Below are 13,120 nucleotides of genomic sequence, written 5' to 3'. Positions count from 1 at the left end.
GGGGTGTGCGGGAGAGGCGTGCGGGAGCCTCGTGCGGAGGCTGCCCGCGGAGCCTCTAGGAGAGCGAGGGTGCCAGGTAGGCGTACAGGAGTTGGCGGGTCTCGTCGATCAGCGCCGGGTCGCCCTCGGGGTCCGTGCGGAAGGCGAGCCGGACGAGGGCGTCGGCGGTCTCGACGCCGACCAGGACCTTCCGGCGCAGGGCCTCGTCGGCGGCGCGGCCGAGGTGGACGGCGAGCAGCTCGCAGAGCCGCTCGGCGACGAGGTCGTTGGGGTGTCCGGCGGAGTCCTCCGCCCCCTCCCCCACCTCGTCCGCCCCCGACTCCTCCCCCGTCTCCCCCGTCTCGCCCGGCGCGCCGAAGTCGACGAGCGCGAAGCCCGGGACGGTCCGCTTCATGGCGATGAACTCGTCGAGGACCCCGTCGATGGCGCCGTACGCGTCGAGGACGGGCGTCGCGGCGAAGCGGGTGGAGATCCGCTCGGCGTACTGGTCGAGGTTGCGGTGGGCGAGGGCGGCGACCATCGCCCGCTTGTTGCCGAAGAAGCGGTAGACGGAGCCGATGGGGACGCCCGCGCGGGCGGCGACGGCGCGGGTGCTCAGCTGCTCGTAGCCGGTCTCGTCGAGGAGAACGGCGCAGGCGTCGAGGATCCGGGCGAGCCGCTCCGCGCTGCGCTGCTGGACGGGAGTGCGGCGGAGCGCGGGCGGGGGCTTGGGGCGGGTCTGGGGCACGGGGACCATGATGCCGCTCCGGTGGTTGTCAGGCGATGAGCAGGCCGATGCCTCCGAGGGTGTACGCGATCATCAGCAGGAACAGCGGCAGTTGGCCGGCGACGGCCCGGGCGGGCGGGAAGAGCCGGACGGACCGGTCGTGGGCGGCGACGACACCGAGGACGTGACCGGTGACGATCGCGGCGACCTGGAGGGTCGCGAGGCCGCCGGGGCCCAGTGGTGGGGCGGGCGAGAGGGCGTTGTCAGTGCCCGCTGCCATGATGACTGTGCGTGGTCCTTCGGTGACGAAGAGCGAGAAGTAGTGGGCGACGAGGTAGCCGAGGGCGATGGGCAGGAGTGAGTGGGCGAAGGAGGTGAGCGGTGTAGTGAGGGACCGGTCCATGAGGCGGAGGGCGCCCGCGCAGAGTCCGTAGAAGGCGGCGGCGAGGGCGACGACGGCGAGCAGGCCGAGCGTGGCGGTGACGGTGGGGCCGAGGGAGGAGGTCTGGAGGGTGGTGATCCAGCGGGGGTTGTCGGAGAGGCCGTCGTAGGCGGTGGAGCCGAGGAGGACGCAGACGGTGGCGACGAGACCGGGGGTCTGTGGGGTGGAGTCGAGGCCGTGGAAGGGGGAGCGCAGGACCAGGCGGCCGTCGGCGCGGCGGCCGAGGGGGGAGAGCCGGGCGAGGAGGGAGGAGTAGACCTCGAAGGGGTCGGCGTGGGCGAACCAGCGGTCGCCGTAGCGGGCGGCCCCGAGGAGCTGGACGCCCGCGTGGACGGCGAGGGCGATGAGGAGGGTGGTGGCGGAGGCGTTGTCGGGGGCGACGAGTTCGAGCCAGGTGAAGAGGAGGAGCCCCGCGGCGGCCGGGCGGATGCCGAGGGCGGCGGGCAGCGGGCGGGGGTTCCGTGGCGGGCGGAGGGAGTGGAGGGTGCGGAGCGGGTTGAGGAGGCGCCAGACGGGGCCGAGGAGGAGGGAGGCGGGGACGAGTCCGACCCAGAGGAGGACGTAGAGGGCGCCGGGCGCGGGGTTGCGGTCCGGGTCGTCGGGGCCGAGGAGGAGGTGGAGGAGGAACAGCAGGGCGACGGCGGCGCCCAGGAGCCGGAGGGTGGTACGGGTGGCCGGCGCGTCGGCCACCCGCTGGACGGATACGGGGAGGGGGCGCCCGGCCAGGTCTCCGCGGAAGCGGGAGGAGGACCAGAGCAGCCCGAGGGCGAGGAAGGAGACGAGGAGTGCGGTGAAGGCGCCGGCGTAGGCGTAGAAGGGCGAGAGGGGGAGGTCGTGCCGGGAGCCGACGCCGTGGGCCAGGGGGACGCCGGTCACCGGACGACGAGCTGGGTCAGGAGGAGTCCGGATTCGTGGGTCTCGACCTCGAAGAGGCCGGTGCGGTCCGCGGTGAGGGTGAGAGTGGCGGGGACGCCGGGAGAGAGGGGGAGTTCGCGGTCGTAGCCGTGCACGTGGAGGGTGTCGGCGCGGTCACCGGTGACCTGGAGGGTGAGGCGCTCGCCCTTCTTCAGCTCGATGCGGGAGGGGGGCGGCTGGACGGTCTTGCCGTTGATGGTGAGGCTGACGGTCCGGCCGGTCGCGGACGGCCGGGGGCTCGGCGGCGCGGTGGTGGCGGTGGCTGTGGCTGTGGCGGTGCCGGACGGCCGGGGGCTGGGCGGGGCCGAGGCGGCGGGGGCGCCGTCCAGGCGGACGGTGGCCTGGACGGGTGCGCCGGCGACGGCCCAGACCGTGTGGTCGTCCGCGTGGAGGCGGACGGTCAGGGTACGGACGCCGGGAGGTACGTACCCCCAGGCGCCGTACAGGCGGGCGGTCTCCTTGCCGTCGGCCAGGAGGCGGGCGTGGCCCCGGCCGAGGAGGGCGGCGCCGCCGGTGCTGTCCGGGGTGAAGCGGAACCTCTCCACCGTGAGGTGGACGTTCCAGCCGCCCTCGGTGTCGGGCCTGGCCTCGACGCGGACGGTGGGCGCGGTCGCCGCGGGGACCTCCCGCAGCCGGTGGCCGGATTCGTCGCGGGCCGGGAGCAGGGTGCCGCTGCTTCCGCCGGCCTGCTCATGGGTGGTGCCGGGCTTGTGGTGGGTGGTGGCCCGGCCGCCGCAGCCCGCGAGGGACAGGGCGGCGGTCAGGACGAGCACCAGGGAGAGGAGGGGCGTCGCCGCCCCGCGGGGGTGCGTCACGCCGTTCCCTCCTCGCGGGGCCGCGGGTCGGCGGCGGCGGAACCGGGGGTGGCGGCGGAGCCGGGGGTGCGGGGCGCGGCGGCGGAGGTGGGGACGGGCTCCGCCTCGTGCTCGGGCTCGGGGGTGGCCGGTCGCGGGGTGCGGGTGCCTGCCGCGATCACCGCCCAGAGGACCCAGATCACGCCGAGCAGCAGGCGGAACCAGGCGGGGCTGAGGGGGATGCCCGGGACCATCAGGACGGCCTTGTCGAAGGCGTCGAGCAGGGTGAGGGCGCCGAGGGCCACCGTGGTCCAGGCGAAGACGGGGCGGGTGGGCCGCAGGGCGAGGCCGATGACGGTCCACCAGACGCCGGTGAGGAGCAGCGCGAGGGCCGGGACGAAGGTCGGGGTGAGGGCGAGGGTGGAGCCGGCGACGTCCAGGGTCAGGCCCGCGAGGCCGACGAGGGTGGCCGCGGCGGCGAGCCGGTGGCCGCGCAGGCGGCGCCACCACAGGGCGGTGCCGGCCAGGGCGAGGACGAGGGCGCTGCCGAGGGCGAGCTGGGTCTCGACGCGCTGGATGCCCCGGGCGCCGTACCAGTCGCAGCCTGCCGGGAGGCGGCGCGCCTGGACGCTGTAGTCGGCGCAGACGAGGAGCTGGGCGAGCTTGACGGGCTCGCCGACGAGACGGTCGGTGTTCCCGGAGACGTCGCCGCGGCGTGCCCCGCAGCCGGGCAGGGCGCCGGGGCTGGAGGCGCCGGCGTCGGTCTGCCAGCAGTTGCCGCTGCCCTGGCCGTCCCAGGAGACGTCGGTGCGGTTGGGGCGGGAGTTGCCGGCCTTGTCGACGCCGAGGTGGTTGTCGGCGTAGCGGTTGTGGTGGGAGGTGTCGGTCTGCTTGCCCCAGGCGGACTCGCCGCGGATGAAGGCGGGGACGGCGTTGAGGTAGAAGGCGGTGCGCTGGTGGCCGTACACCCAGTTGTTCTCGTAGAGGTTCCAGTTGCCGCCGGCGGTGATGATGCCGGTGCCGGGGGGCATGGAGATCTGGGGGCAGACGACGCCGCGTTCGTAGCCGCGGTCGACGGGCGGCTTGGCGCAGGTGCCGTCGGCGACGTACGGGTAGTAGTTCTCGTTGTTGTCGTGGATCAGGTTGCGTTCGAAGCGGGCGTGGTTCTGGGGAAGTCCGGGGTGGCCGGGGAAGGCGGAGTCCATGGAGGCGCCGCCCATGTTGTGGTCGAACTCGTTGTCGTGGACCCAGACCGAGTCTCCGGCGGTGCCGGAGTAGCCGACCATGTTGTGGTGGCTGCGGCAGCCGGTGATCTCGATGGAGTAGCGGGGTACGTCGTAGCCGCGGCCGTTGTTGATGTTCGAGGCCGAGCCGGGGTAGATGCCGGAGTCGCCGTTGCCGTACGACTCGCAGTTCTTGTAGAGGCCGTGGTCGGAGGCGAAGGTGAGGAAGCCGTACTCGTCGTTCCAGCGGGTGAGGACGTCGTCGATGACGAAGCCGTCGGCGGCGAGCACGTACAGGGAGTTGAAGGTCGTGCGCTGGGCGGTGAAGTTCCGGAAGTAGACGCCGTCGGACTGGTCGGCGCGGATGCCGTTGAGCTTCTGGTACTTGGCGTCGAAGACGACGTCGAGGCGGGAGGCGCCGGTGCCCTCGATCTGGAGGTTCTTCTTGCCGAGGATGGCGACCAGGTTCTGGTTGTGCGGGCACTGGCGCTGCTGCTCGTAGCTGAGGATCTGGTAGCCGAGCGAGGAGTTCGGGGCCTTGAGGGCGGCGCAGGCGCCGGTGGGTTTGGGCAGGGAGGGCTCCTCCTCGTAGAGGCCGGGAAGGACGGCGATCGTCATTCCGGGCCGGTCGACGGCGTCGACTGCCTCCTGGAGGTGGCGGTAGCCGTCGCGCGCGCAGCGGTCGAGGAGGGCGAGGTTGCGGGCCTTCACCGGGGCCGGGAAGCCGGATATCCGGCGGGCGAAGTCGGCGCGGTCGGTCTTGCAGACGAGGAGGTCGGGTTCGCCGGAGCGGGGCGTCGGCACGCTGCCGGAGCCGTCGGGGAAGGTGACGGGCCGCTCCTCGTGGGCCTGGGCCCCGGGCGCGGTGAGCAGGGCTCCGGCGAGGGCCGCGAGCACGACCGAGAGGGCGAGGACGAATCTTCGGGTCCAGGACATGCGCGTGAGAGTAGAGCATTGTTCATCTTTTCTGACCCCCTCGCGCGGTACCAATCCGGAACACCTCCGGCCACGCCCCCGTTGACGGAAGCGTCGCGGAATCCTACGGTCATGCATAGGATTCCCTTGTGGGCTCAGGACAGGAGCGGGCGATGACCACGGAGCAGGCCAGGAAGACGGCCGAGGCGCTCGAGTACAGCACCGGTTTCGGCAACGAGCACAGCTCGGAAGCGGTCCCCGGCGCACTGCCGCACGGCCGCAACTCGCCGCAGCGCGCACCCCTCGGCCTCTACGCCGAGCAGCTCTCCGGCAGCGCCTTCACCGAGCCGCGGGCGCACAACCGCCGCTCCTGGCTCTACCGGATCCGCCCCTCGGCCGCGCACCCGCCGTTCACCCGGATCGACGACGGCACGCTGCGCGGCGCCCCCTTCACCGAGACCGTGCCCGACCCCAACCGGCTGCGCTGGAACCCGCTGCCCGAGCCGGCCCCCGGCACCGACTGGCTCGCCGGCCTGTGGACCCTCGGCGGCAACGGCGACGCGACCCAGCGCACCGGCATGGCCGTGCACCTCTACCACGCGAACGCCTCCATGGAGCGGGTCTTCGGCGACGCCGACGGCGAGCTCCTGATCGTCCCCGAGCGCGGCGGTCTGCTGCTCCGTACGGAGCTGGGCCTGCTCGCCGCCCACCCCGGCGAGGTCGCGCTGATCCCCCGCGGCGTCCGTTTCCGCGTCGAGCTCCTCGACGAGACGGCCCGCGGCTACGTCTGCGAGAACTACGGGGCGCCCTTCCAGCTCCCCGACCTCGGCCCGATCGGCGCCAACGGCCTCGCCAACGCCCGCGACTTCCGGGCCCCCGTCGCCGCCTACGAGGACGTCGAGGGACCGGTCGAGGTGGTCAACAAGTACTGCGGCCACCTCTGGTCGGCGACCTACGGCCACTCCCCGCTGGACGTCGTCGCCTGGCACGGCAACCACACCCCGTACGTCTACGACCTGCGCCGCTTCAACGTCATCGGGACGATCTCCTACGACCACCCCGACCCGTCGATCTTCACGGTCCTCACCGCGCCGTCCGACACCCCGGGGCTCGCGGGCGTCGACTTCGTCGTCTTCGCCCCGCGCTGGCTCGTCGGCGAGGACACCTTCCGCCCGCCGTACTTCCACCGCAACGTGATGAGCGAGTACATGGGCCTCATCGAGGGCGCGTACGACGCCAAGGCGGAAGGCTTCGTGCCGGGCGGCGGCTCGCTGCACAACATGATGTCCGCGCACGGCCCCGACCGGGAGACCTTCGACAAGGCCAGCGCGGCGGAGCTGAAGCCGCAGAAGATCGACGACGGCCTCGCCTTCATGTTCGAGACCCGCTGGCCGGTGACCGCGACCCCGCAGGCCGCGAACGCCGACCATCTGCAGAAGGGGTACGACGACGTATGGCAGGGTCTTGAGCGCCACTTCCGGCCGTAGTGTCTCGGCCGTAAGCCCGTAGCCTTCGTACGGAGAACACGTGACCGCCTTCGCTCCCGACTCGCTGGTCCTGAACCGCAAGCTGCCGCTCTGGTATCAGGTCTCGCAGTCGCTGCGCGCCTCGATACTGGGCCGCACGCCCGACGCCTCGCTGCGGCTGCCCACCGAGGAGCAGCTCGCCACCCACTACGGCGTGAGCGTGCTGACCATGCGCCAGGCCCTCAAGGAGCTGGAGGAGGAGGGCCTGATCAGCCGGCACCGGCGGCGCGGCACCTTCATCGAGCCGGGCGCCCGCCGCTCCACCCCGCGCCGGCTGCTCGGCTCGATCGACACGATCGTGGCCCAGCAGTCGGGCGAGCGGACGACGGTCCTCGGGCACGGCGCCGTGCCGGTGCCGGGCGAGCTCGCCGAGTACTTCCCGGACGTGGCGGAGGTCGTCGCCTACCGGCGGCTGCGCCGTGACGGGGAGAGCGGCGAGCCGACGAACTGGGTGGAGAACGCGGTGCGGCCGGAGCTCGCCGCCGCGATCGACCCGGCCGATCTGGAGCGCTGGCCGATGACGAAGGTGCTGCGGGACGTGGTCGGGGTGCGGATCAGCCGCATCACGGACACGGTCGAGGCCCGCCTCGCCGACCCGGAGACGGCGGGCCTGCTCCAGGTCCCGCTGCTCTCGCCGATCCTCCACTACACCGGCGTGACCTACGACGAGGACGGCCGGGTCGTCGACGTGGCCCGCATCCGGTACCGCGGCGACCGCTTCTCCTTCACTGTCACGGTGGAGGCGCACTGACAGCGCTGGTTAGCATGCGGGGCGTGACGGAAGCCAAGGGCTCGGACGATGCTGTGCCCGCTCTCGACGACCTGCCCCTCCTCGACGACCTCATGCCGTGGTCCGTCGCGCCGCTGCGCTTCGGGCGGTCCTGGATCGTGGCGCCGGACGTGCGGACGCTGCGGGTCCGCTGGGACCGGCTGACCGGCGCCGAGGGGGCCGAGCGCGAGGCGCTCTTCCGGCCGAGCCGGGCGCGGACGCCGTCGAGCGCGGTGGCGGCCCTGCCCGGGCAGCGCACCGGGACCGTGCGGTTCGCCCGCGAGGCGGGCCCGTGCCCGGAGCCGGTGCGCGTCGCCCACGGGCCGTTCGACGAGCAGTGGCTGCTCCCCGACCACCGGCTCATCGACACCGCGCGCCCCGAGCTGTGGCGGGTCGCCGGGGAGCCGCAGGTCTTCGCCGTCGAGCAGGGGTACGTCCCCGGGGCGGCCGGGCCCGCGCTCGTGGTGACGGCGGCGCTCCCCGAGGGCCGCTCCCCGGCGGGCCGCCCCGGCCGGATCCGCCCGCTGTTCCGGCGCCCGGGCGGCCGGGAGCCCAATCTCGCGCCCGGCCTGCTGCCGTTCCTCACGGAGCGGTACGGGCACGAGGTCGACGCCCGGGAGTGGCTCGCCTGGACCCTGGCGGCCGCGACCCCCTCCCCCGCCGGATGCCGCGTCCCGCTCCCCGGGGACCCGGAGGTCTGGGCGGCGGGCGTGGCGCTCGGCCGGGACCTCGCCGACGTGCAGCTGCGGGGCGCCCTGAGCGGGTCGAAACCGAGACTGCCGGGCGGGCGCCGCCCCTATGTGCGGGCGGCGGTCCCGGCGCGGCCCGAGGGGGTGACGTACGACGCCGGGGACGAGGTGCTCGGTCTCGGCGAGGGCCGGATCTCCCCCGTACCGCAGGAGGCGTGGGAGTTCCGGGTCGGCGGGGTGCGCGTCCTTGAGCAGTGGTTCGCGCACCGGACCGCGGCGGCCGAGCCGGGCTCCCTGGAGGCCCTCGGGCCGGCCGCCTGGCCCCAGGAGTGGACCTCGGAGCTGCTCGACCTGGTCACGGTCCTGGCGCTGCTCGGCGCGCGGGACACGGAGCGCACCGCCTTCACGGCGACGGACTCGGCGTCGCGGGAGGAGCTGCGGGCGGCCGGGGTGCTGCCGGTGCCGGACCGGGCCCGCCGCCCCGCGTCCGTACTGGACCATCAGGAGGAGGGCCCGGAGGGCCAGTTCGCACTGCTCTAGGGCCTGTCCGACCCTGATCTGCCGGACAGGCCCTGGTCGCCGCGCCTCAGGCGGGCGCCGGGACGAAGGAGTCGAGCACCCTGCGCATGGTGCGCTCGAAGAGCTCATCGGGGTCGAGCGGTTCGATCCCGGCCCCGGCGAGCACGGCGGCCAGCCGGGGGTAGCCGCCGCCGGAGATCTGCCGCACCAGGTAGGCGGTGCGGACGGCCTGTTCCTGTTCGCCGGACCAGGGCAGGGAGCGGGCGCGTTCGGCGAGGGCGATCTCGTTGGCGACGATCGTCATCACGGTGCCGTTGACACTGGCGATCAGTTCCATCTTGGTGCCGCCGGGCAGGTCGAGGCCGTCCAGGCAGCCGAGGCAGTGCTCCAGGAACCGCAGGGCGTTCGGGCCGTAGGCGTAGCCGGTGGTCATCAGCCGGATCACCCAGGGGTGGCGCCGCAGGATCCCGCGCGCCTGCCGGCCCATGTCGAGCATGTCCGCGCGCCAGTCGCCGCCGGAGGTGCCGAGCGGGTCGGAGAGCGCGTACTCGCCGCTGACGGCGTCGACCATCAGCTCGTACAGGTCCTCCTTGCGCGGGACGTAGTTGTAGAGCGACATGGTGCCGCAGCCGATGTCGGCCGCGATGCGGCGCATCGAGACCGCGTCGATGCCGTCGGCGTCGGCGATGCGGACCGCGGCGGTCACGATGTCGCTCCTGCTGTACGCCGGCTTCGGGCCTCGGCCCGCGCGCTCGGGCCGCGCCCAGATCACTTCAGGTTCGGCCGCTCGGCCCGCCATGGATCATCACCTCGCCCCCCATCGTAGTTACGTACACCGTACGCAGTGGGGTATGGTCGCGCCATGACTACTACGTACGCTGTACTTAGTGAGGGTCTGCAGAAGCGGTACGGGGAGGTCCACGCCCTGCGCGGGCTCGACCTGGCCGTCCCCAAAGGCACGGTCTGCGGCGTCCTCGGCCCCAACGGCGCCGGCAAGACCACCGCCGTCCGGGTCCTGACGACCCTCGTGGCGCCCGACGCGGGCAGCGCCCGGGTCGCCGGGATCGACGTGGTGCGCGACCCGGCGGGCGTCCGCCGCAAGATCGCGGTCACCGGCCAGTACGCCTCCGTCGACGGCGACCTGACCGGCGCCGAGAACCTCCGGCTCTTCGCCCGGCTCCTGCGCGCACCGCGCTCCCGCGCCGACGAGCTCCTGGAACGGTTCGGCCTGACCGCCGCGGCCGACCGGTCCGCGCGCACCTACTCGGGCGGCATGCGGCGCCGGCTCGACCTGGCCGCCAGCCTGCTCGTCCGGCCCGACGTCCTCTTCCTCGACGAACCGACGACCGGCCTCGACCCGCACAGCCGGAACGGGATCTGGGACGCCGTACGGGACTTGGCGTCCGAGGGCACGACCGTCCTGCTGACCACGCAGTACCTGGAGGAGGCCGACCAGCTCGCCGACGACATCGTCCTGATCGACGAGGGGCGCGTCGCCCAGCGCGGCACACCGGCCGAACTCAAGGCGCTCATCGGCAGCCACGCCGAGGTCGTCGTCGCCGACCCCGCGCTCCTGGAGGCGGCCGCCGCCGTCCTCGACCGGCTCACCGGCGCGGCCCCGGTCCTGGACGCCGAGCGGCGCACGGTCGGCGCGGTGACCGTGGACACCACGCTCACCCTCCCCCGGATCGTCCGCGAGATCGACGCCGCCGGGGTCCACATCGTCGACGCGTCCCTGCGTCCGCCCACCCTCGACGAGGTGTTCCTGCGCCTCACCGACCGGAAGGAGCTCATCGCGTGAGCGCCCTCGTGCACGACGGGACCGCCGTCCTCGGCCGCCATCTCCAGCGGATCCGGCACGCCCCCGCCATCACCGTCATGACCCAGACGATGCCGATCGTCTTCCTCCTCTTCTTCGGGTACGTCTTCGGCAGCGCGCTCGCCATGCCGGGCGCCGAGTACCGGGCCTACCTGGTCCCCGGCATGCTCGTGGCGACGGCCGCCGGCGGCCTGATGACGGGCATGTTCCAGGCGGCGCAGGACTCGCACCGGGGCGTCATGGACCGCTTCAGGACCCTGCCCGTGAGCCGGTCCGCCGTGCCCCTCGGGCAGGCGCTCGCGGACCTCGTGGCGAGCGCGGTCGGCACGGTCCCGCTGATCCTCGTCGGCCTCGCCATGGGCTGGCGGATCGAGGGCACGGCCCTGGAGGCCCTGGGCGCCTTCGGCCTGCTGCTCCTCTTCCGCTTCGCGACGACCTGGGTCGGCATCCTGCTCGGCCTGGCCTCGCAGAGCGAGGAGGCCGCGGGCCAGCTGGGCAGCGCGACGTTCATGCTGCCGCTGCTCTCCAACGCGTACATCCCGACGGACGGCATGCCGGGGTGGCTGCGCACGGTCGCGGAGTGGAACCCGATCTCGGCGGTCACGACGGCCGTGCGGTTGCTCTTCGGCAACGCGCCCGTACCGGCGGACGCGGCCTGGCCGGTGGCCCACCCGGTGGCGGGGGCGCTGCTCTGGTCGCTCGCCCTGATCGCGCTCTTCGCACCGCTCGCGGTCCGCCGCTACGCCCGCCGCTGACCCCGCTACGCCCGCCGCTGCCCGCACCGGGCTCGCGCACGGCCGCCCGGGGTGACGGATCCCCTGATGACAGGGGCGGCCCGGCAGGGTAGGCAGGGCTGTCATGAGCACTCAGCCACTCCCCCTCGAAGGGGTCACGGTCGTCGCCGTCGAGCAGGCCGTCGCCGCCCCCTTCGCCACCCGGCAGCTCGCGGACCTCGGCGCCCGCGTCGTCAAGATCGAGCGCCCCGACGGCGGGGACTTCGCCCGGGGGTACGACACCGCGGCCCGCGGCCTCGCCTCGCACTTCGTGTGGTGCAACCGCGGCAAGGAGTCGGTGGCGGTCGACCTCAAGGACCCCCGGGGCCTGGCACTCGTCCGGCGCCTGGTGGCCGGCGCCGACGTCTTCGTCCAGAACCTGGCGCAGGGCGCCGCGGCCCGGCTCGGTCTCGACGCCGCCACGCTGTGCGCCGCGCACCCGCGGCTGATCGCCGTGGACGTCTCGGGGTACGGGGCCGCCGGGCCGTACGCGCACAAGCGGGCGTACGACATGCTCGTCCAGTGCGAGGCGGGCCTCGTCTCGGTGACCGGCACCCCGGAGCAGCCGGTCAAGTCGGGGATCCCGGCGGCCGACATCGCCGCCGGGATGTACGCCTTCTCGGGTGTCCTCGCCGCACTCGTACGGCGCGGCACGACCGGGCGCGGCGGCCCCGTGGAGGTCTCGCTGCTCGACTCGCTGGCCGAGTGGATGGGGCATCCGCTGCACCACGGGTCGCACGGGGGCACGGCCCCGGCGCGAACGGGGCTCGCGCACGCGGTGATCGCCCCGTACGACGCCTATCCGACGGCCGACGGCGGCCTGGTGCTGCTCTCCGTGCAGAACGACCGCGAGTGGCGGCGGCTCGCCGAACAGGTCCTCGGCCGCCCCGAGCTGGCCGACGACCCGGCCTTCGCGACGAACACGGCCCGGGTCGCCGGGCGTGCGGCGACGGACGCGGCGGTAGCGGAGGCGCTGGCCCCGCTCACGGCCCCGGAGGCGCTGGCGCGCCTCGACGCGGCGGGCGTCGCCTGCGCCCGGCTCAACTCGGTCGCGGAGCTCGCGGACCACCCGCAGCTGACGGCCCGGGACCGCTGGAGGCCGGTGGACTCCCCGGTCGGGCCGCTGCGTTCACTGCTGCCGCCGATCGTCTTCCCGGACGGCCCGGAGCCGCGGATGGACCGGATCCCGGCCCTCGGACAGGACACGGACGAGGTGCTCGGGGAGCTCGGGGTGCCCGAGGCGGAGGTGAAGGAGCTCAGGAGCGCGGGCGTGATCGTCTGACGGTCACCCGCCGCACCGGGACGGCCGGCGGGACGGCCGGCGGACGCGGGTACGACGAAACGCCGGACGGGTGGGGACACGTCCGGCGTTGTCGCGAGCGGAGTCGTACGTACGGGAGGCCGGGCGGAAGCGGGCGGGTACCTCGGGGTACGCGGCCGGCCCCCCGGCCTGCTAGCGGCGCGCGCCGAAGAGCGAGCGACGCAGGCGGCGGAGCGGGGCGAAGAGCGAGACGCGTGCGCTGCGGCCGCGGTGGCTGTGCACCGGCGCCTCGGGCATACGCGACGTCAGTTCCCGCATCAGCAGCGTCGCCTCGGCCACCTCGCGCTGCGGCACGGCGGGACCGCCGAGCACCGCGAGATGGCGGTCCAGCCGCGAACTCGTCGCGCTGCTCCCGCAGGTGATGGCAGGCACTCGCGGCCTGCTGCGCATTGCTATCTGTTCCATGTCACTCCCCACCCGTACAAGGGCACCCGGCCCGGGCAGGCTAACCCTATCGCTCCACTGTCACACCCGTGTATCCCGCCGACGGGATTCACCGCACCCGTACGAGGGTTGACGGTCACCGTGCGAATCCATCTGATTCCAGGGTGAGTTGGACAGGCCTCGAACACCTGTCGAACCGTCACGAACCATCCTGCACCCGAGGCCGTGACCTCCGGACACGCAGACGGGTGTGATCTCCGACACCAAGATCGCCCCGCCGTTCGTTCCCGTACGGACCGGAGTCGGAGGGACACCGCTCGGTTAC

12 protein-coding genes are annotated in these 13,120 nt (G+C 73.8%); 6 read left to right on the top strand and 6 right to left on the bottom strand.

The genetic code is table 11. From position 1 onward, the window contains the following. Positions 1-55: 55 nt before the first annotated feature. Genes ACFC0G_RS26495 through ACFC0G_RS26480 form a run of 4 tightly spaced genes read right to left on the bottom strand, consistent with a single transcriptional unit; the run spans position 56 to position 5,016 of the window. A complete protein-coding gene (locus ACFC0G_RS26495) occupies positions 56-736 on the bottom strand; it encodes a TetR family transcriptional regulator (protein ID WP_376407403.1) in 681 nt (226 codons plus the stop codon). Positions 737-755: 19 nt separating this feature from the next. Continuing rightward, entirely contained in the window at positions 756-2,024 is a 1,269-nt protein-coding gene (locus ACFC0G_RS26490; RefSeq protein ID WP_376407401.1) for a hypothetical protein, read from the bottom strand. After that, the gene (locus tag ACFC0G_RS26485) at positions 2,021-2,878 is read right to left on the bottom strand and encodes a hypothetical protein (protein ID WP_376407399.1); all 858 of its coding nucleotides are present in this window, start codon (positions 2,876-2,878) and stop codon (positions 2,021-2,023) included. The genes ACFC0G_RS26490 and ACFC0G_RS26485 overlap by 4 nt, the downstream gene beginning before the upstream one ends. Further along, positions 2,875-5,016 (bottom strand): right-handed parallel beta-helix repeat-containing protein, encoded by a 2,142-nt coding sequence (locus tag ACFC0G_RS26480; protein ID WP_376407398.1) that lies wholly within the window; start codon positions 5,014-5,016, stop codon positions 2,875-2,877. The genes ACFC0G_RS26485 and ACFC0G_RS26480 overlap by 4 nt, the downstream gene beginning before the upstream one ends. A gap of 152 nt (positions 5,017-5,168) precedes the next feature. Here ACFC0G_RS26480 and hmgA point away from each other — a divergent pair, with 152 nt between their 5' ends. The 3 genes from hmgA to ACFC0G_RS26465 are packed head-to-tail and all read left to right on the top strand — an operon-like array spanning position 5,169 to position 8,519. Beyond that, positions 5,169-6,482 (top strand): homogentisate 1,2-dioxygenase, encoded by a 1,314-nt coding sequence (gene hmgA / locus ACFC0G_RS26475; RefSeq protein WP_376407396.1) that lies wholly within the window; start codon positions 5,169-5,171, stop codon positions 6,480-6,482. A 40-nt stretch (positions 6,483-6,522) separates the two neighbouring features. Next, positions 6,523-7,272, top strand: a complete 750-nt coding sequence (locus ACFC0G_RS26470) for a GntR family transcriptional regulator (protein WP_376407394.1) — start codon at positions 6,523-6,525, stop codon at positions 7,270-7,272. 14 nt (positions 7,273-7,286) lie between these two features. After that, positions 7,287-8,519 carry a type ISP restriction/modification enzyme gene (locus tag ACFC0G_RS26465; protein ID WP_376407392.1) on the top strand — a complete coding sequence of 411 codons (1,233 nt, stop codon included), beginning with the start codon at positions 7,287-7,289 and terminating at the stop codon, positions 8,517-8,519. 46 nt (positions 8,520-8,565) lie between these two features. Here ACFC0G_RS26465 and ACFC0G_RS26460 read toward each other — a convergent pair whose 3' ends face one another. Further along, a complete protein-coding gene (locus tag ACFC0G_RS26460; protein WP_376407390.1) occupies positions 8,566-9,297 on the bottom strand; it encodes a TetR/AcrR family transcriptional regulator in 732 nt (243 codons plus the stop codon). A gap of 63 nt (positions 9,298-9,360) precedes the next feature. Here ACFC0G_RS26460 and ACFC0G_RS26455 point away from each other — a divergent pair, with 63 nt between their 5' ends. From ACFC0G_RS26455 to ACFC0G_RS26445, 3 genes are all read left to right on the top strand, one after another. After that, complete coding sequence (locus tag ACFC0G_RS26455; RefSeq protein ID WP_376407388.1) at positions 9,361-10,299, top strand: ATP-binding cassette domain-containing protein; 939 nt, start codon at positions 9,361-9,363, stop codon at positions 10,297-10,299. Continuing rightward, the gene (locus tag ACFC0G_RS26450; protein WP_376407386.1) at positions 10,296-11,072 is read left to right on the top strand and encodes an ABC transporter permease; all 777 of its coding nucleotides are present in this window, start codon (positions 10,296-10,298) and stop codon (positions 11,070-11,072) included. Before ACFC0G_RS26455 ends, ACFC0G_RS26450 begins: the two co-directional genes overlap by 4 nt. 103 nt (positions 11,073-11,175) lie before the next feature. Further along, positions 11,176-12,372, top strand: coding sequence for a CaiB/BaiF CoA transferase family protein (locus ACFC0G_RS26445; RefSeq protein ID WP_376407384.1), 1,197 nt, complete (start codon positions 11,176-11,178; stop codon positions 12,370-12,372). A 171-nt stretch (positions 12,373-12,543) separates the two neighbouring features. Here ACFC0G_RS26445 and ACFC0G_RS26440 read toward each other — a convergent pair whose 3' ends face one another. Then, positions 12,544-12,816: a hypothetical protein gene (locus ACFC0G_RS26440; RefSeq protein ID WP_125749544.1), complete on the bottom strand. Its 273-nt coding sequence runs from the start codon at positions 12,814-12,816 to the stop codon at positions 12,544-12,546. Positions 12,817-13,120: the final 304 nt, after the last annotated feature.

The organism is Streptomyces sp. NPDC056169, assembly GCF_042268445.1.
GTDB lineage: Bacteria > Actinomycetota > Actinomycetes > Streptomycetales > Streptomycetaceae > Streptomyces.
The sequence above is the reverse complement of the archived record's forward strand: the minus strand, read 5'-3'. Positions and strand labels throughout refer to the sequence as shown.

What these genes read in the sequence shown, in the direction of transcription:
- ACFC0G_RS26495 (WP_376407403.1), bottom strand. Translation starts at nt 736, where the DNA reads ATGGTCCCCGTGCCCCAGACCCGCCCCAAGCCCCCGCCCGCGCTCCGC.
- ACFC0G_RS26480 (WP_376407398.1), bottom strand. Translation starts at nt 5,016, where the DNA reads ATGTCCTGGACCCGAAGATTCGTCCTCGCCCTCTCGGTCGTGCTCGCG.
- hmgA (WP_376407396.1), top strand. Translation starts at nt 5,169, where the DNA reads ATGACCACGGAGCAGGCCAGGAAGACGGCCGAGGCGCTCGAGTACAGC.
- ACFC0G_RS26465 (WP_376407392.1), top strand. Translation starts at nt 7,287, where the DNA reads ATGCGGGGCGTGACGGAAGCCAAGGGCTCGGACGATGCTGTGCCCGCT.
- ACFC0G_RS26460 (WP_376407390.1), bottom strand. Translation starts at nt 9,297, where the DNA reads ATGGCGGGCCGAGCGGCCGAACCTGAAGTGATCTGGGCGCGGCCCGAG.
- ACFC0G_RS26455 (WP_376407388.1), top strand. Translation starts at nt 9,361, where the DNA reads ATGACTACTACGTACGCTGTACTTAGTGAGGGTCTGCAGAAGCGGTAC.
- ACFC0G_RS26445 (WP_376407384.1), top strand. Translation starts at nt 11,176, where the DNA reads ATGAGCACTCAGCCACTCCCCCTCGAAGGGGTCACGGTCGTCGCCGTC.
- ACFC0G_RS26440 (WP_125749544.1), bottom strand. Translation starts at nt 12,816, where the DNA reads ATGGAACAGATAGCAATGCGCAGCAGGCCGCGAGTGCCTGCCATCACC.